Here is a 17563-nt window from a genome sequence, read left to right as displayed (position 1 = left end):
CGCTTGCGTTGGGATCAGACGGGGTCGAGCGCGAGGCAGTCCTCGGGGCGGAAGGTGATGAACACGCTTTCGCCGTGCCGGAAGCTATCATGCGCCCCCGGCTGAAGCTTGACCATGAACTCGGCATTCCCTGCGACATCGAGCACGGCCAGCGCGTGGTCGCCGAGATAGATGGTGTTCTGCACCTTGGCCGGCAGCCGGTTCGGTCCGTCGCTGGAGCTGCCGTCCGGGACAATCGCGATCCGCTCGGGCCGCACCGACAGCGACGTCGATGCGCCTGCGCCTGATACGTTGACCGCACGGGCCACGACGGAGCCGCCGGCCGCCAGCGCGACGCGGCAAGAGTCCTTGTCGACCGTCTCGACGGTGCCGGCCAGCACGTTGTTCTCGCCGACGAAGTTGGCGACGAAGCTGTTGACCGGATGCTCATACAGGGCGTCGGGCCTGTCGATCTGCTGCACGATGCCGTCGTTGAACACGGCGATGCGGTCCGACATGGTGAGCGCTTCACTCTGATCGTGGGTGACGTAGACGATTGTGACGCCCATCGTCTCGTGCAGCTGCTTGATCTCCAATTGCATCTGCTCCCGCAGGCGCTTGTCCAGCGCGCCCAGCGGCTCGTCCATCAACACGAGCTGCGGATTGAAAACCAGCGCGCGGGCCAGCGCCACGCGTTGCTGCTGACCACCGGACAGCTGCCCGGGCCGCCGCTGCGCCAGCGTTTCCATCTTGATCATGCGCAACGCCGCCTTGACGCGGTCCTGCGCTTCCGCCTTGTTCGTGTTGCGAACGGAGAGCGGGAAGGCGATATTCTCGGCGATCGTCAGGTGCGGAAACAAGGCATAGTTCTGGAACACCATGCCGATGTCGCGCTTATGCGGCGGCACGTTCTTGATCGGCCGTTCGGCGAGATAAATCTCGCCCTGGGTCGGAACCTCGAAGCCAGCCAGCATCATCAGCGTGGTGGTCTTGCCCGAGCCCGACGGGCCGAGCAGGGTGATGAACTCGCCCTTCCTGATGTCGAGATCGAGGTTCTTCACCACGAGATGCTCGCCGTCATAGGTCTTCTGAATGCCGGAAAAGCGCACCAGCGCCGGCGCAGGCGTGACCATGCCGGCTTCCATCTTTGTCCTCGCGTGTCCCCTGCAATGCCGTCTGCAGCCTCCTTCGAGGCTGCGAGAAACAGCTTAGCACCCTCGGACGGGAATGCCAGTGGCGCGCGGGGCGGCAGGTGCCGCGAACATGTGCTACATCCCGGACAGCTTGGTCACGTACACGTTGAGTGTACCGCCGGCTTCGGCGACCACACGGAGCGTCTTGGAATCGAAGGCGATGTCGGCCAGCGTCAGGCTGCTGATATCGGCCTCGACCTTGACGCCGTCCTCGCTCTTCTGGAAGTCGGCGATGACGGCCGCGATCTTCTCGCGCGCGTTGGCGGCGATCGGCTTCAGGTCGAGCGTCGCCTTCTGCACCAGCGCCTGCTGCATCTGCGGCACCACCGCGCGTGCGGCGGCGCCGAGCAGGCCGAAGGCTGCCTCGGACTCCACCGCGAGCTGGATGTCGGCAAGCCGCAATGTCTGCTGCGCCTGGTCGAGCATCGGCCGGCCCCAGATGTGCACGGTGGCCTCGGCGCCGAGCCCGAGCCAGCTCTTCTTCTCCTTGGCGCGCACCAAGAGCGAGATCAGCAGCCGCTCGCCGGACGGGACGACGTTGACGCCCTTCACCGTGACCTCGACCGGACCGGAGCCGTCCTCGGGATAAGTGTGGCCGACCATTTGGGCGGCGATTAGCTTGTTGATCTCGGTGAAGGGGACATCGATGGGCACGCCGATGTTCACGCCGGTGCCGGTCGGCGGCACGATCGAGATCTTGTCGGGGAACGGGCAGTCCGGCTTGGTCGGCGTCGAGGTCACGCGCGTCTCGGCCTCCAGGCCGAGCAGCAGCGTCACGTTCTGCGCATCGACGCGCGGCTGCGCCGCGATGGCGCGGGTCGGCTTCATCTCGAGCCAGAGCGGCGGAAGTGCGGCCGAGGAACCGCTGCCTTGCAGCGGGATCGAGCGGCAGGCCTTGGCCCATTGCACCTTCGCGTTCTCGCGCAGGCTGGGGTCGTTCCGAATACGCTCGGAGACGATGTTGAGCTGCTCGCTGACGTTCTTGTCGATCAGCGGTTTGACCTGCGCCGGCACATTGACCTTGGCGCCCGCGAGCGAGAGGTTGGTGTCGCCGAGATTGACCTGCGCGCCGAGATTGGGCTCGAGATGCCAGGCGGCTGCGATCTTCGGACGCGAGGTGACGACCACGTTGCCCTTGATCTCGGCGCTGGCATTCAAGTTCTTGATGTTGACCGCGCCGATCCGTTTCGCCGCGTCGCCGCCGAGCACGCTGCCCAGCGCCTCACCGAGCGCGCCGGTGGCCTTCGACGACAACGATCCCGTCACGTTCAGCTTGCCGGTGAGCGGCGTCGACAGTGTCAGCACGTCCTTGTCGCCGGTGGCCGACATCGGTCCGCGGACGGCCGTCCAGCCGATATCGGCGTCCTGCAGGATCTGCGAGATCGGGTTCTCGGCCTTGCCGGCGAAATTGTGCGGCGAGGCCTTCTCGGCCTGGTCGCGGATCGCCGACAGCGCGATGGCGACCGGCGCCACCACGATCGAGCTCTTGGACACCGGCGGCAGCGGCGGCAGCTGCGCGACCGGCGGCGCGGAATTGGTCGCGCGCGGCGACAGCCAGTCCATCACCTTCAGGCTGACGAAAAACGACGCCGCGAGCACCGCAACCGCAATCAGGACAGTCTTCAAGTTCAACGTCAGTCGCATCAATCCCCCAGGCTGCCCGGGCCGAAGTCTACAGGGCAGGCGAGGAGGGCGCTAGAGCGCACCGATGGGGTGGAATTGCGGCAAACGGGTTAACGGCTGCGGCCGCGCCGTACCCGTCGTTCGGGCCGTCAGCGCACCTCACTGCGCCTGGGCCGGCGGACTGCTCTTACCTTGCCGGCCTCGCCGCCGCCGCAGAACAAGCGATCGCCGCCGTCGGACTCGAGCCCTGAAACCATCGTCCCGGCGGGCAGGTCGAGCTGTTCCAGCACCTTGCCCGTGTCAGGGTCGATCCTCCTGATGTCGCTGTCGTCGCCTTCCCAGGTGCCGTGCCAGAGCTCGCCGTCGACCCAGGTGACGCCGGTCACGAAGCGCTTGCTTTCGATGGTGCGGAGGACAGTCCCCGTGTCCGGATCGACCTGATGGATCTTGCGCTCGCGATACTGCCCGACCCAGAGCGAGCCCTCGGCCCAGGCCAATCCGGAATCGCCACCACCGCCCGGCGCCGGAATCGTGCTGACGACCGCGCCGGTCACCGCGTCGATCTTCTGGATGCGATCCTCCGCGATCTGGAACAGGTGGCGGCCGTCGAACGCCGTGCCCGCATGCGCGGCGACATCGAGCGAGCGCGCGACCTTGCCGTTGGCTGGGTCGACCGCGTTCAATCTGTCGCCGGACGCGAACCAGACATGGGTGCCGTCATAGGTGACGCCATGCACGGCATCGACGCCCGGAAAAGGCCCGTACTCCCTGACGATTTCCGCGGCGGAACGCTTCATGTGCTCGATCCCGGTGATTGCGGCCAACCTACGCCTTCAGCAGCGGTCCGGGGAGTAACAAGCGTGTCGGGAATCCCGGAACCGGCGGGGTCAACCAGCGGCGCGCCCGGCCGCGTCCGAACGACTGCACCTTGTTCGACCGCGCCAGCTCTTCGAGGGCGCGCTGCACCGTGCGCGCGCTCATGCCGAGCGCGAGTGCGAGCGCCGAGCTCGACCAGGGTTCGCCATCAGCAAGACAGGCGAGCACGGCAGCATGCTTTTCCTCGACGGGCCGCGCCAGCACGAGGACGTCGCGTGTCTTGCGCGGCGCCAGCACAAAACCCTGCTTCGTCGCGCTGATGTCGGCCAGTGGTCTGAGCTGGGTGCGGAGCCGCCCGATCTCGACGCGTAATCGCGCGCGGTGCGACTCGTCGACGTGCCTGGCCTGAAACGCCCCTGATATCAACGCCTCTCGTGAGACATCCGCGGGCCACGCCTGCGCCAGAAGACGGGCGAGCGCGAACAGCACGGGCCGCGTCCCGAGCCGCACGACGGCGCCTTGCCTGCGTACGACATGATGGAAGGTGTCGACGACGAGCGCCGTCGAGGTCGCCAGTCTCTCGACCTCTCCGAGCAATAGCGGGTGTTCGCTGCCGCGCGCGATCAGGCGTGCGGCCGGCGTCTCGAGGACGAGATTCGCACTGTCGACCTCGGCGACGAGTGCGGGGATTTTTGCCTGCCGCGCTGCCTTCGCCGCCAGGTCGAGCGCCGCGCGCGCGTCTTTGGTTTTCAGCCGCCGGATGGCGATGCCAGCGACCACGAGCTCGCGAACGACCAGAGATGCGGGCGGCAGCGGAGAAACATTGATCCCGGCCAGCGTGCGCTCGGCCTCGTCGATGCGTCCGAGCAGGAGAAGACGGCGGGCCTCGATATGGCCGGCATGGGCGGCATTGGCGAGATCGCCATGCTGTTCGAGCGTCGCCCGCGCGCCCGCGAGCGTCTTGGCCGGCCAACTCAGGTCGCGCGAGACCAGCGCGATCTCGGCCTCGGCCACCACGCACCTGGCGCGCGCCACCGCCTCTTTCTGCCCGAACGCGCGTGTGGCGCTCCGCAGCAGCGTCTTCGCCTTCGCGAGATCGCCGAGCTGCGCCATCGCGATGCCGCGCAGCGCCAGCGAGGGCGCATCGTTGCGCAACGCCACGCGGTTCAGGGCACCGAGCGGATCGCCGGCCTCTAAGGCGCGCGCCGCCGCAATGATCAGCGACTCCATGAAAATCCCGCCACACTTGTTACTCCCACCGCGCCCTCGTCCGGTGCGAGAACTCGCTCACGGCCGACGATATGCGGCGAGACGCGCTTCGGTCTGCGCACGCGAGGCGCAGGACGATCGCCCAAGCAAGAGGTTTGGAGAGCCATGACGACAGAAACTCAATCAGCCAAAGACGGACAGAACAACGGACAGCCCGCCATGCAAACACCGCCAGTGGTGTCGCCGCAGGACTGGGAGGCAGCCCGTCAGCAACTGCTCGTGAAGGAAAAGGCGCACACCCGCGCCCGCGACGCACTCGCCGCCGAACGCCGGCGCATGCCGTGGATGGAAGTCGACAAAACCTACGCATTCGAGGTGCCCTCGGGCAAGGCCAGTCTGCTCGATCTGTTCCAGGGCCGGCGGCAGCTGATCCTGTACCGGGCCTTCTTCGAGCCCGGCGTGTTCGGCTGGCCCGACCACGCGTGCCGCGGTTGCTCCATGGTGGCCGACCAGGTCGCCCATGTCTCCCATTTGAATGCCCGCGACACCACGCTGGTGTTCGCTTCGCGCGCGCCGCAAGCCGACATCGCGCGGCTGAAGCAGCGGATGGGCTGGGAGATTCCGTGGGTCACCATCACGGATAGCTTCGACGCCGATTTCGGCGTCGGCGAGTGGCACGGCACCAACGTGTTCTACCGCGACGGGACGCGCATCTTCCGCACCTATCTGATCAAGAGCCGTGGCGACGAGCAGATGGGCGGCACCTGGAACTATCTCGACATTACCCCGCTCGGCCGCCAGGAGCCTTGGGAGGATTCGCCGGCCGGCTATCCGCAGAGCCCGACCTACAAATGGTGGAACTGGAACGACAGCTACGAGGCAGGCGCCGCGCCCGACAAGAAATGGGTCGAGGTGTCGGATGCCGGAGAGATCGCGCTTCGCACGAAGGGCGCGCAGTGAGCGAGACCTGCTCAGTCAACCCGGCCGCCGTTGGCGGTCGCGGTGGCCGGGAGACGGTGGTCGCGTCGTACCTCGCCCGATGGCTCGGTCTTGCGGCCACCCCGACATTCGCGGTGATGGCCGCACTGACGGCCGTGCTCGGCGGCGGCCCGGCGGACATGCTCTGCGCCGCCGGCCACGGCTCTCTGCTGGGCGGGATGGTGCCGATGTATCTGCTGATGAGCGCGTTTCATGCTTCGGCGTGGCTGAGGCTGATCTCGCAGCGGCGAGGCGGGAGCGGAGGGTGAAGGCGTTCCGCCGGTGATCGGCGGTATTCCACGTCGGGAGGCTGGTCACCGTCATGGACCGCGTCAGCGTTCCTTGCTGGCGGACCAGCCCAACGCCTTACGGCTTTTCGCCAGAAAGTGGGTGATCCGATCGCCGAAGGAGAGATCCGGGCGCAGCTTCGACGATTCGAGGATGTGTGTCAGATGCAGGTGATCAGTTGGAATGCTGCTGATTTCCGCATCGAGCGCGGCCTGGAGGGCCGTCATCAGGTCCTGCAGGCGTTTGCCCCAGCCCGATCCCGTCAGGTCGATCCGTTCCCTCACGGCCTGTTCGATCTTGTAGATGTCGCCGACGATCTCCTTCGCCTGAACCATGCGATTGTTTCGTAACGCAAAGAGCAACAGCAAGCGCTTCTCGTCGATCTGATCGAGCACCATCGAAACGGCGATCGCGTAAGGGGTGGCTGCGATCTCCGCCGGCGTCCTGCTTCCGGCGGGTATGGTCGCCAGAAGCATCAATTCCCGCGGTCTCTCCAGGCGCCCTGCGATGATCGTCAACGCGAACGGCACCGCATCGCTGCGTTTTGACTTCAGCGCTCCCAACAGTTTGAGAACATTGGCAAGCACCGGGCCATCCAGTTTTGGAATCTTCGGCGCCAGGGCGCGGGTGAAGTCCGCAAGCTCCGGCCGGGCGCACAGGAAGTGCCGCATTTTCATCAGATCATCGAAGGTCGCGTGGGAACTGGTATAGGCCATGAGCCCTGCGCGCACCTCGGCCGCTCCATCGGGGAGGCCGAGCGTTCCGTCCAGATAGGTCAGGACCTTTTTCTGGAACGTCGCCGCGATCCGCCTCGTCTCGCCGAGATCGTTGGCGGCGATCGTGCCCTTCGCATTCGCGACGTAGTCCGCGGCCATGCTCGGCAGCAGCTTTTCACTTACGAAGCTCCAGATCGGCCCGAGCGATCCTCGCGCGATCTGCCCGCTATTGGCGCGCTCGGGCGCGCCGTCCACCAGCACGGGCTCGAGGGGCTCGAAGAAATAGCGGGACGGATTTCCGGCGCGGTAGTGATTCTGGCCCGTGCCGCGGAATTCGGCGCGCAACGCTGCAATCAATGGCTCCGAGTGCGGAATGTCCTCGCCCAGAAGATGCAATCGCTCCAGCTCAACCAACAGGCGGCCGCGTACCTGCGGCGTCAGCCTTTGCAGATACTGTATCAGATGTTCGCCAGTCCGATGCGGCCCGGCCATCGCGATCAATGCCTCCTTGCACATGCATTGCAGTGCACCGACTTGCGATTCCCACCTTCGCAGACTGTCATCGCACCGTTTTCGCGGGGGTAAATGCCGCATGCGATCTCAACCGGTGGTTATCAACCGGTGAATATTACCACCGGTTTCCCGCAAGTCGACGATCTTGCTCGCTCACGCCTCCGCGCGAATGGACCAAGCTTGCCGTGGCTGCGGGGTCGTCAACTTCGTGTTTAGATAGCTTGCTAAGGATCGCTTAGAACCTCGGCGTAGCCTCACCATGGACGCAATCTCCGCAGATGCGCCGAGCCTCGCCGGCATCGCGATGCAGACAGGTCGTCCCTGTACACCAACGACCTTCCGAGGGCGGAGCGAGCGAGGATCCGGCGCGCGATGGGCATGCCCGCCCACATCGGTGCCGCCGCCGCCGTGCCGATCGTCAGAAACCAGTCCGTTGCGGGACCTCTTCTGCTGTTCTTGGCGGGGTGGCATTCGCTCGATCACGCAAACTTTCGCCATCGGGCGAGTTGAATGACCGGAACGGCCGGGAATACCAGTGCCGTTCATCCCGATCTGGTTCTGCGCCCTACCGCGTCGCAGCTCCGAGCTCCGCTCTCCGCTCCGTCATCGGCAGCACGATCACCTTGGTGCCGACGTTGACGCGGGAGTAGAGGTCGGAGACGTCGTCATTGGTGAGGCGGATGCAGCCGGAGGAGACGTGCTTGCCGATCGTGTCGGGGGCGTTGGTGCCGTGGATGCGGTAAACGGTGCCGCCCAGATACATGGCGCGGGCGCCGAGCGGATTGCCGGGCCCGCCGGCCATGTGGCGCGGCAGATAGGGCTGGCGCTGGATCATTTCCGGCGGCGGCGTCCAGTCCGGCCACTCGGCCTTCTTGGTCACCGATTGCGTGCCGGACCAGGTGAAACCGTCACGGCCGACGCCGATGCCGTAGCGGATGGCCTGACCGTTACCGAGCACGTAATAGAGATAGGTGTTGGGCGTATCGATGATGATGGTGCCAGCCGGCTCGCGCGTCGCGTAAGCGACGGCCTGACGGCGGAAGCGGGCCGGCATTTCGACGGCGTCCTGATCCTCGGACGGCGCAGCCTGGTAAGGCGTCGCCTGATAGGGCTGTGGCGCGGTCATCGTCGGCAGCGGCTGGAAGAACGGAAACAGCTGCACAGGCGCGGCCTTGGCCGGGCCGGCAAACGCGATTGCGGCAACAGCCACTGCACTGACAGCAACGGCGCGCGAATAATTCCTGAACGTGTCCAGATTGAACATTGGCCGCCCCTGTTTGCTTGGTGTTTCTTGGTCACCCCGGCACCGTTTCGGTGCTCCGTTGCCTAATTCACTAACGGCAAAAAGTTTCGCGACGTTTGCGCGGAAAACCGAAAACGGTTTCGTCGCGGCAAGGATTGTTTCATGACAGTTTCGTGGCCAGGGGGCCCCGTTAACAAACAAAACAGCGCGCCGACATTTATATGACGTCACACGCCTGAAATATCCGTGGTTGATGGTCCTAAGCCGAGAATCATCAAACTCTCGGGATTTCCCCATGCGGGTATTAATCGCGACTGACGCCTGGCATCCGCAGGTCAATGGTGTGGTCCGGACGCTGACCTCGCTGGCGGCCGCCGCCAAGGCCCTCGATGTCGAGATCGACTTCCTGACGCCGGACGGCTTCCGCTCCTGGCCGCTGCCGACCTATCCGGGCCTGCGCGTTGCGCTGCCGAGCGGAAAAGAGATCGCGCGGCGGATCGAAAAGGCGGCGCCCGAAGCCTTGCACATCGCCACCGAAGGTCCGATCGGCTGGGCCGCGCGCGCCTATTGTCGCCGCAACGGCCTCGCCTTCACCACCTCCTATACGACGCGTTTTCCGGAATACGTCTCGGTGCGGACCGGCATCCCGGCGGCGGTCGGCTATGCCGTGCTGCGCCACTTCCACGATGCCGCCGCCATGACCATGGTGGCGACGCCGTCGCTGCGGCAGGAGCTCTCCGGGCGGGGCTTCAAACGACTCGGCTTCTGGGGGCGCGGCGTCAACACCGAGCTGTTCCATCCTGATTCGCCGGCCAAGCTCGATCTGCCCGGCCCGATCTTCATGACCATGGGTCGCGTGGCGGTGGAGAAGAATCTCGAGGCCTTCCTGTCGCTCGATCTGCCCGGCACCAAAGTCGTCGTCGGCGATGGTCCGCAGAAGGCGGCGTTGGAGAAGAAATATCCGGACGCCGTCTTCCTCGGCGAGAAGAAGGGCGCGGATCTGACCGCGCATCTCGCCGCCGCGGATGTCTTCGTGTTTCCGAGCCTCACCGACACGTTCGGCGTGGTGCAGCTGGAAGCGCTCGCCTGCGGCACGCCGGTTGCGGCGTTTCCGGTGACGGGTCCGAAAGACGTCATCGCCGATCATCCGATCGGCGCGATCGACAACGATCTGCGCGCCGCCTGCCTGCGCGCGCTCACCATGTCGCGCGACACCTGCCGCAATTTCGCGCTGGAGCGCTCCTGGGAAAACAGTGCGCGCCAGTTCGTCGGAAACCTCACCTCACTTCAGCCCAGCCGCATCCTGCGCGCCTCGCCTCGCATGGCGCGGCGGCCGGTGCGCGGTTGATCCTACCTTTGACCCACAGCGAGAACCTCATCGATGTCTAAGATCATGAACCTTGACGGCACCCAGCAGCTCGACCTCACCCGCGGCACGGTCGAGCAGGCCTATGATCGCTGGGCGCCGGTCTACGACCTCGTGTTCGGAGGCGTGTTCGCCAAGGGCCGGGCGGCGGCGATCGCCGCCACCAACAAGATCGGCGGCCGCGTGCTCGAGGTCGGCGTCGGCACCGGCATCTCGCTGCCGATGTACGCGCCGCATCTGCGGATCTTCGGCACCGACATTTCGGAAGCGATGCTGGACAAGGCGCGTCAGCGCGTCACCGAGGGCGGGCTGAAGAACGTCGAGGGCCTCGCGGTGATGGATGCCGAGAAGCTCGAATTCCCGGACAATTCCTTCGACGTCGTGATGGCGCAATATGTCGTCACTGCGGTGCCGAATCCGGAAATCGCACTCGACGAATTCGCCCGCGTGCTGCGCCCGGGCGGCGAGCTGATCATCCTCACCCGCGTCAGTGCGGACGCCGGCGTGCGTCGCTTCATCGAGCAGAAGCTCCAGCCGGTGGTGCGCCCGCTCGGCTTCCGCACGGCCGAGTTCGCCTGGTCGCGCTACGCCAAATGGCTCGCCGGCGCCAACGGCATCGAGCTCGCCGAGCGCCGCCTGATTCCGCCGCTCGGCCATTTCTCTCTGGTGCGCTTCCGCAAGATCGACGTCGCGAAAGCGGCCTGATCCGAGGCTCCCCGCGTCGTGTGCGTCATCGCGTCGCCGCGCGTCGTCATATGACAAAATGATGATGTCACACGGCGGACATCGAATCTCTGTAAATCCCTCACCCGAAAGCATTTTGGGGAATAGCATGATCAAGAATTATCTCGAGCAGCTGCGGATCCAGCGCTGGGACGACCATCGCTACTATCACCACAGCCGCATCAATCAGAGCCTGCACTTCGTCAGCGCGCTGAGCTTTCTCTTCGCCTATCTCTGGCTGTTCGTCGACCCCATGCTCTCGGCGCTGGTCGGCTGGCTGGTCTCGATGACGTCGCGCCAGGCCGGTCACTTCTTCTTCGAGCCGCACGATTTCGACCACATCAACCAGGCCACCCACGAGTACAAGGAAGACATCAAGGTCGGCTACAACCTTCAGCGCAAGGTGGTGCTGATGGCGATCTGGGCGCTGTCGCCGCTGGTGCTGTTCGCCGATCCCACCCTGTTCGGCCTGTTCACGCCCTGGGCCAGCGCGGCCGACTTCATGCGGCAGGTTGCCAAGATCTGGCTCGTGATCGGCGGCGGCGGGCTGATGTTCCGCACCGTGCACCTGTTCTTCATCCGCGACGTCGAGACCGGCCTCGTCTGGATGACCAAGATCCTAACCGATCCCTTCCACGACTTGATGCTCTATCGCAATGCGCCGCTGGCGCTGATGCGCGGCGAGCTGATGGATCCCGGCCTGCACCTCAACCCCGAGCACACGCTGGGCTTCATCGACGAGCCCACGCTCGAAGAGCAGCACGCCTGAGCGCGCTGCGCACACACAACACTCCGATGTCTGATGGTTGCGTCATGCCCGGCCTCGTGCCGGGCATCCACGTCTTGGGGGATACCTTCAAAGTGACTCAAGCAAGCGGCGGCGTGCTCTCTTCACCTCGCCCCGCTTGCGGGGAGAGGTCGGATTTGCGCGTAGCGCGAAGCCGGGTGAGGGGGAGTCTCCGCGGGGGTGCTGCCAGCGGATCGTTCCTCAACCCGCACCGCGCGCGCGGAGAGTCCCCCTCACCCCAACCCTCTCCCCGCAGGCGGGGCGAGGGAGAAGAAGCCTCAGCGCCCAAGACGCTTGGCCAGCATCTCTTTCAGGATCTGCCGCTTGATGTTCTTGTTGGTGAGTACACCATCGTGCCACCAAAACCCGTCGGCCTTCATCTTCTCGGCGGCGCGAACGAAGCGTTCGGCGACCTCGGCGAAGTCGGCGTCGGTGTAGTTGAGGCTGAAGATCAGCCGGCCGGTGCCGACCCAGCTCAGCGACAGGCCTTCGGCGCGCAGGTAATACTGCAGCATCCAATTGTAGCGGGACGGCGTGGTGTATTTCACCGTCCAGATCGACGAGAGATTGGCGAACCGCACCGGCAGGCCTGCGCTCTCCATCATCTTGTTGAGCCTCTCGGCACGGCCGTTCCAGGTCGCATCCAGCCCGTCATAGATGGCGCGGAAGTTCGGGCTGGCGAGCCGGCTCAAGAACTCGTCCATCGCCGTCATGACGTAGGGATGCGAGTTGAAGGTGCCGCGGGCGAAGCAGACGTCGGCGGGGCGGTCGTCGCGGAAGCGGCGCATCAGCTCGCGTTTGCCGCAGACCACGCCGACCGGAAGGCCGCCGGCGAGGCTCTTGCCGTAGGTCACCATGTCGGCCTTGACGCCGAAATACTCCTGGGCGCCGCCGGCGGCGAGGCGGAAGCCGACGAAGACCTCGTCGAAGATCAGCACGATGCCGCGCTCGGTGCAGACCTCGCGCAGCTTCTTCAGCCATTCGGTGTAGGCCGCGCGATCGAAATTGCCGCCGCGGGACGAGTCGACCAGCGAGGAATCGCCGGGCGCATTGCCGTTCGGATGCAGGCCCTGCAGCGGATTGACCAGCACGCAGGCGATGTCCTTGCGCGTGCGCAGCACGTGCAACGTCTTATCCGACATCTCGGCGAGGGTGTAGGTCTCGCGCGCGGGGATCGGGTTGCCGACGCCGGGCTGCACGTCGCCCCACCAGCCATGATAGGCGCCGGCGAAACGAACCAGATGCGTGCGCTTGGTGTGGTAGCGCGCAAGCCGCACCGCCTGCATCACGGCTTCGGTGCCGGACATGTGGAACGAGACCTCGTCGAGGCCCGAGATCTGGCAGAGCCGCTGCACGTTCTCGAGGATGACGGGATGGTAGGGGCCGAGCACCGGACCGAGCGCGTGCGCCCGCTTCTCGGAACCCTCGATGCACTCCTTGTAGAAGTCGTTGCCGAAGATGTTGACGCCGTAGGACCCCGTGAGGTCGTAGGACGTGTTGCCGTCGACATCCGTGACGGTGACGCCGCTCGACGATTCCATGAAGGTCGAGGTACCCAGATGTTCGCGGACGAGGCGCGAGAACTGGAACGGCACACGATAGCTTTCGGTGAAGTTGAGATCGGAGATCGTCTCGGCCGCTTCCTTGGTCATCGCGCGACCCCTAGGGTAGCGATCGGCGTAGATTCGCGCGAGACGGAAGAAGGCCTCCTTGCGCTGCATCACCACGTTCGCCGGCGCGCCGTCGCAGCCGAAATATCTGTCGCCTTCGAACTCGTAGAACGGCAGCAGCCGGGCCACCCGGCGCGACATCTTGGAGTGGCCGGCAAGCGAGCGGTGCTTGGCGCGAGACAGTGCGATCCGCGCCTTCAGCTTCGGGAAGGCGGCGGCAGCGGACGCTGCAGCGGCCACGGAAAATGAGAGAATCGGGAGTGTCGTTTCCATGACAACAAGCGCTAATACTGCGAGCTGACAGATTCATGACAGTCAAAGCCCTCATCGCCTCTTTCACCCAGCAGGAAGACCTCAACTTCCTGTTGACCAATCGCATCCCCCGCGCGGCGCTGACCCGCTTCATGGGCTGGTTCTCCAAGATCGAGAACCCGCTCATTCGGGACGGCTCCATCGCGCTGTGGAAGCTGTTTTCCGATCTCGATCTGTCGGAGGCTCGCAAAACCCATTTCAAGAGCCTGCACGATTGCTTCACCCGGGAGCTTAAGCCAGGCCTGCGCCCCTTTGACCCGGACCCTTCGGTTGTCGCGAGCCCCTCCGACGGCATCGTCGGCGCCCATGGCCGGATCGCCGATACCGAGCTGTTCCAGGTCAAGGGTGCGCCCTATTCGCTGCTCGATCTACTCGGCGATCCCGCGCTGGTCGAGCAGCACCGCAACGGAAGCTTCGTGACGCTGCGGCTGACCTCGAGCATGTATCACCGCTTCCACGCGCCCTACGATGCGCATATCGAGCGCGTCACGCTGATCCATGGCGACGTCTGGAACGTCAACCCGATCGCGCTGAAGCGGGTCGAGCGTCTCTTCTGCAAGAACGAGCGCGCCGTGATCCGCACGCATTTGTCGACCGGCGAGGTCGTGACGCTGGTGCCGGTGGCCGCGATCCTGGTCGCGAGCATCCGGTTGCACTTCCTCGACATGGTGCTAAACGCGCAGACGAAAGGCCCGGTCAATTTCGCTTGCGACGTCAACGTGGCCAAGGGCGAGGAGCTCGGCTGGTTCGAGCACGGCTCGACCATCATCATCCTCGCGCCCGGCGACTTTTCGTTCTGCGACGGGATCGGCGAGGGGACGCGCATCCGCGCAGGTCAGGCGCTGTTGAGTAAAAAGTAGCCTTCAATCCGCCGTGTCGGCGGCCTATATCGTCCGTAGGGACAATTCGATCGACACGGATCTGGTATGGCGCGGGCGCCGGTGATGGCGGCGGGTGGTATTGTGCTGCGGCGTGGCGAAACGCCGCTGATCGCAGTCGTGCGCCAGCGCAAGCGCAACGAATGGGTTTTGCCCAAGGGCAAGCTCGACGACGGCGAGACTCCGAGGGAGGCCGCGCATCGCGAGGTGCTGGAGGAGACCGGCCACGAGGTCGCCATCCACGAATTTCTGGGCACGCTCGTGTACCACTCGGGCGGGCGCTCAAAAGTCGTGCATTTCTGGCGGATGGAGGCTGATGGCGGTCCCGTCCGCAAGCTGATGAACGACATCAAGGCGGTCGACTGGGTGACGCTGGACGACGCACTCGCGCGCCTGTCGCGCGAATATGAGCGCACTTTCCTCACCCAGGTCGGACCGATCGCGATCGCCGCGGCCGGCCTCGCGTCGTCGCCTGCGCCTGAACCGACGCCAACGCTGGCGGCGGACGACATCGACGCGGCGTTGCAGACGCTGACACCGGCCGAGGCTGCCTCCGTCGACGAGCTGCGGCACGGTCTGTTGCAGAAGGTGCGAACCTGGCTGCGCGGCGAGGCGTAAGTATCTTCACCTCGCCCCGCTTGCGGGGAGAGGTCGGATTGCATCGCCAGATGCAATCCGGGTGAGGGGGACTCTCCGCGAGTCCGTCTCTTACCTTCTGTGCTGAAGCAGCCCCTCACCCCAACCCTCTCAGCGCGAGCGAAGCTCGTCGCGGCCCCGTAGGAACGGGGCGAGGGAGCGCACCAGCGCTGCTGACGCGCTTTGCGCTCTACCGCTTCTTCTTCTCCTTCGGCGCCGGCGCAGGTTTGCGCGGCGCGGCCGGCCGTTGCGCGCCAGGCAGGCGCTGCTGCAAGCTGGGCAGGCGCTGCACGCCGCCTCGTTGCGGCTGGACGGCCGGCTGCGCGCCGGGCTGGCCGGGCTGCAATCCGGTGCGCGGCGTTTGTGGCGCAGTCCCGTTCGGTTGCGCAGGCGCGGCGCCGCCGGGCTGCGTGCCCTGTCCGGTGCGTGGCCGGCCGGCCGGCTGTCCCGTACCTTGCTGCCGTCCCGGTTGCTGCTGACCCTGGCCCGCGCGCGGCGTTCCCGGCTGCGCGGCGCCGCCCTGCCGTTGCGGCGTCTGCGTGCCCGGCTGTTGCCGACCCGGACGGTTGTTCTGACTGGGCTGGCCGCTCGGCCGTTGCGGCTGCTGGTTCGGTGCCGTGTTGGGACGCAATTGCTGTTGCTGCGGCGGCTGCGCCGGCCGCGGAATGCGGCTGACCGCGGCCGGATTGGCGCGGCGGAAGTCGCGCTGCTCGGTGACGATCTGGCGGCCGGTGGTCTGCGCCGCATGCACCTGGCTGACGAAGCCGCGGTCGCGCGCGATCTGCTGCGGCGGGATCGTGATCGGCACCGCGGCAAAGCGCATGCCGCCGCCTGCACCCGGCCGGATCGCAAAGCCGCTCGCTCCTTGCGTCAGCGCGCCAAGCCGCGCGCCGCTCGTGCGGTCGTTGACATCGATATGGCCGACCCGGCCGTCGGCGTCAGGATAGAGTTTGATGTTGACATTGTTGGCACCGCTCGCGGTCGCGTTCTCGGGCACGTCGACGACGCCGGTGGTGCCGCGGATGCCGAGCGTCGCGGTCGGGGTTGCGATCTTCATGTCGCCGGTCTTCGCTACCGCCGCCGCGACGAAGGCGACCGTGCCCTTGCCGATGTCGAAGATTGCCGAGTTCTGCTTGCCGCCATCCTCATAGACGTAATTGTCGATGGTGATCTTGGCGCTGGCGGAGAGGTTGAACGTGGTGGCGTCGTTGAAGGTGATGCCGAGCGACGAGTTCGATGAGGTCTGCACGACGTCGTCGAGATAGATGTCGTCGCGCACCTTCAGCGGATACGAGTTCCTGTCGCGGATCACGGTCGCGATTCCCGTCACGGTCGCGACATTGCCGATCGGCTCGACGGTGGCGGGTTGTGCGTCGGCAGCCGGCGCGGGCGAGGCCGATGGCGCGGGGGAGGGCGCTGGCGACGGTTGTGCTTGCGGCTGCGCCTGCGCAAGCTCGATCGTGTCGGACGCGCATGCAATGTGCGCGCCGGCCAGCGGCAGCGCCAGCAGCGGCAAAGCAAACATGACGCGGCGCCAAGCCACCATCAAAGCCACGAATGAGGTCCCGGTGAGAACACGAGGCGAGATTGGCCGATATCAGCCGGAGCCGGCTGAATGGCGGATGAACGTCTGTCGCATGGAAGGGCCGAACGTTCAAACGCCACGTCCCGTGTCAGGGACGTGGCGCCATCATAAGAACAAGAAGGCTTGTCAGCCGCGAGATCCTCGACCTCAACTCACGCGCTTCCAGGTCTGGCCGCCGCAGAACATGCCGCCGAAGGCGCAGCCCTGCACGCGCATCGCGTTCGGCCCCTTCATGGCGATCGTCGAGTCGTAGTTGCGGCCGGAGTCGGGATCGTGAATGCGGCCGCTCCACTTGGCGCCGTCGGGCTTCATGTTGATCAGGATCCGCTCGTTGGTCTTCGCGGCATAGCCGCACAGATTGGTGCCGCACTGTTCGACGCGGACATTGCCCTTGTTCTCTTCGGTCGCCCACACGCCGAGCGGCGTGTTCGCGGCCTGCACGGGCGCGGCGGCCACCGGAGCCGGAGCGGGCGCATAAGCGGGAGCAGCAGCGACAGGCGCGCGTTCGGCAACGGGGGCAGGAGCCGCGACGGGCTGCATGGTCGTGTCGACGGACGGCGCGGCGGCAACGGTCGCCGCCGGGGCAGTGGGAGCAACAACGGGCGCGGTCGCCTGCACCGGCGTCTGCGGCACGGGCTGCTGCTGCACCGGAGCCGGCGCGGGCTGTGCCGTCGTCGTCGACGGCGTGGTGTCGTCATCGTCCTTGGAGCCGCCAAGGCCGTTGAGATTGATGTTGTTCAGCTTGATCGGTTTGTTCGACAGGCCCGGCGCTACGATGGTGACGCAATCGAGCGAGGCGCAGTTGCGCGGCGTCTCGATGCGGATGCGCTGGCCTTCGACCTGGAACGAGATCGAATTGCCGGCATGCGCGACGGCGGTCGAGGCGAGGAAGAGTGCAGTGGCGGCGATGGTGAGCTTGTTCATGACAACCTCCGAAATGGCGTGCGTCCCGAGATGGACTGGAGTCGGTCGGGGACCGGATGTGGTTCGACCCTACGCCTGATGCGTCCGGGCCTTCTGTGATGGGCGTCACAACGGCTGAGTGGGT

Annotated in this window: 16 protein-coding genes; 7 read left to right on the top strand and 9 right to left on the bottom strand. The window is 65.8% G+C overall.

The features are described 5' to 3' along the window. Positions 1-14 precede the first annotated feature (14 nt). The 4 genes from JJE66_RS01420 to JJE66_RS01405 all read right to left on the bottom strand — a co-directional run bounded on the left by JJE66_RS01420 (position 15) and on the right by JJE66_RS01405 (position 4841). Complete coding sequence (locus JJE66_RS01420) at positions 15-1124, bottom strand: ABC transporter ATP-binding protein (RefSeq protein ID WP_200512351.1); 1110 nt, start codon at positions 1122-1124, stop codon at positions 15-17. Positions 1125-1247: 123 nt separating this feature from the next. Next, entirely contained in the window at positions 1248-2816 is a 1569-nt protein-coding gene (locus JJE66_RS01415) for a DUF4403 family protein (RefSeq protein ID WP_200512350.1), read from the bottom strand. 128 nt (positions 2817-2944) lie between these two features. Continuing rightward, positions 2945-3592 carry a DUF6923 family protein gene (locus JJE66_RS01410; RefSeq protein WP_200512349.1) on the bottom strand — a complete coding sequence of 216 codons (648 nt, stop codon included), beginning with the start codon at positions 3590-3592 and terminating at the stop codon, positions 2945-2947. A gap of 28 nt (positions 3593-3620) precedes the next feature. Continuing rightward, positions 3621-4841, bottom strand: coding sequence for a helix-turn-helix domain-containing protein (locus JJE66_RS01405; RefSeq protein ID WP_200512348.1), 1221 nt, complete (start codon positions 4839-4841; stop codon positions 3621-3623). 144 nt (positions 4842-4985) lie between these two features. Here JJE66_RS01405 and JJE66_RS01400 point away from each other — a divergent pair, with 144 nt between their 5' ends. Both JJE66_RS01400 and JJE66_RS37810 read left to right on the top strand, forming a co-directional pair. Further along, positions 4986-5780, top strand: a complete 795-nt coding sequence (locus JJE66_RS01400; protein ID WP_200512347.1) for a thioredoxin family protein — start codon at positions 4986-4988, stop codon at positions 5778-5780. Between the two features lie 56 nt (positions 5781-5836). Next, complete coding sequence (locus JJE66_RS37810; protein ID WP_200515242.1) at positions 5837-6067, top strand: hypothetical protein; 231 nt, start codon at positions 5837-5839, stop codon at positions 6065-6067. 63 nt (positions 6068-6130) lie between these two features. Here JJE66_RS37810 and JJE66_RS01390 read toward each other — a convergent pair whose 3' ends face one another. Beyond that, the gene (locus JJE66_RS01390) at positions 6131-7303 is read right to left on the bottom strand and encodes a hypothetical protein (protein ID WP_200512346.1); all 1173 of its coding nucleotides are present in this window, start codon (positions 7301-7303) and stop codon (positions 6131-6133) included. Positions 7304-7880: 577 nt separating this feature from the next. Next, on the bottom strand, positions 7881-8579 hold the full coding sequence (locus JJE66_RS01385) for a L,D-transpeptidase (protein ID WP_200512345.1): 699 nt from the start codon (positions 8577-8579) through the stop codon (positions 7881-7883). A gap of 274 nt (positions 8580-8853) precedes the next feature. Here JJE66_RS01385 and JJE66_RS01380 point away from each other — a divergent pair, with 274 nt between their 5' ends. The 3 genes from JJE66_RS01380 to JJE66_RS01370 all read left to right on the top strand — a co-directional run bounded on the left by JJE66_RS01380 (position 8854) and on the right by JJE66_RS01370 (position 11416). After that, positions 8854-9906 carry a glycosyltransferase family 1 protein gene (locus JJE66_RS01380; RefSeq protein ID WP_200512344.1) on the top strand — a complete coding sequence of 351 codons (1053 nt, stop codon included), beginning with the start codon at positions 8854-8856 and terminating at the stop codon, positions 9904-9906. A 33-nt stretch (positions 9907-9939) separates the two neighbouring features. After that, entirely contained in the window at positions 9940-10629 is a 690-nt protein-coding gene (locus JJE66_RS01375) for a methyltransferase domain-containing protein (protein ID WP_200512343.1), read from the top strand. Between the two features lie 127 nt (positions 10630-10756). Then, positions 10757-11416 (top strand): hypothetical protein, encoded by a 660-nt coding sequence (locus JJE66_RS01370; protein ID WP_200512342.1) that lies wholly within the window; start codon positions 10757-10759, stop codon positions 11414-11416. A gap of 296 nt (positions 11417-11712) precedes the next feature. On the opposite strand, the gene JJE66_RS01365 is transcribed toward JJE66_RS01370, so the two are convergent. Beyond that, positions 11713-13377: an aminotransferase class III-fold pyridoxal phosphate-dependent enzyme gene (locus JJE66_RS01365; RefSeq protein WP_200512341.1), complete on the bottom strand. Its 1665-nt coding sequence runs from the start codon at positions 13375-13377 to the stop codon at positions 11713-11715. Positions 13378-13412: 35 nt separating this feature from the next. Between JJE66_RS01365 and asd the strand changes: the two genes are divergently transcribed. Then, a complete protein-coding gene (gene asd / locus JJE66_RS01360; RefSeq protein ID WP_200512340.1) occupies positions 13413-14276 on the top strand; it encodes an archaetidylserine decarboxylase in 864 nt (287 codons plus the stop codon). A gap of 66 nt (positions 14277-14342) precedes the next feature. After that, positions 14343-14912: an NUDIX hydrolase gene (locus tag JJE66_RS01355; protein WP_200512339.1), complete on the top strand. Its 570-nt coding sequence runs from the start codon at positions 14343-14345 to the stop codon at positions 14910-14912. A gap of 208 nt (positions 14913-15120) precedes the next feature. Here the strand turns inward: JJE66_RS01355 and JJE66_RS01350 are convergent, their stop codons facing one another. Both JJE66_RS01350 and JJE66_RS01345 read right to left on the bottom strand, forming a co-directional pair. After that, positions 15121-16476: a FecR domain-containing protein gene (locus JJE66_RS01350; RefSeq protein ID WP_200515241.1), complete on the bottom strand. Its 1356-nt coding sequence runs from the start codon at positions 16474-16476 to the stop codon at positions 15121-15123. A 186-nt stretch (positions 16477-16662) separates the two neighbouring features. Beyond that, positions 16663-17439: a DUF2147 domain-containing protein gene (locus JJE66_RS01345; RefSeq protein WP_200512338.1), complete on the bottom strand. Its 777-nt coding sequence runs from the start codon at positions 17437-17439 to the stop codon at positions 16663-16665. Positions 17440-17563: the final 124 nt, after the last annotated feature.

The organism is Bradyrhizobium diazoefficiens, from assembly GCF_016612535.1.
Taxonomy (GTDB): Bacteria; Pseudomonadota; Alphaproteobacteria; order Rhizobiales; family Xanthobacteraceae; genus Bradyrhizobium; species Bradyrhizobium diazoefficiens_C.
This window is presented reverse-complemented; position numbering and strand designations above follow the sequence as displayed.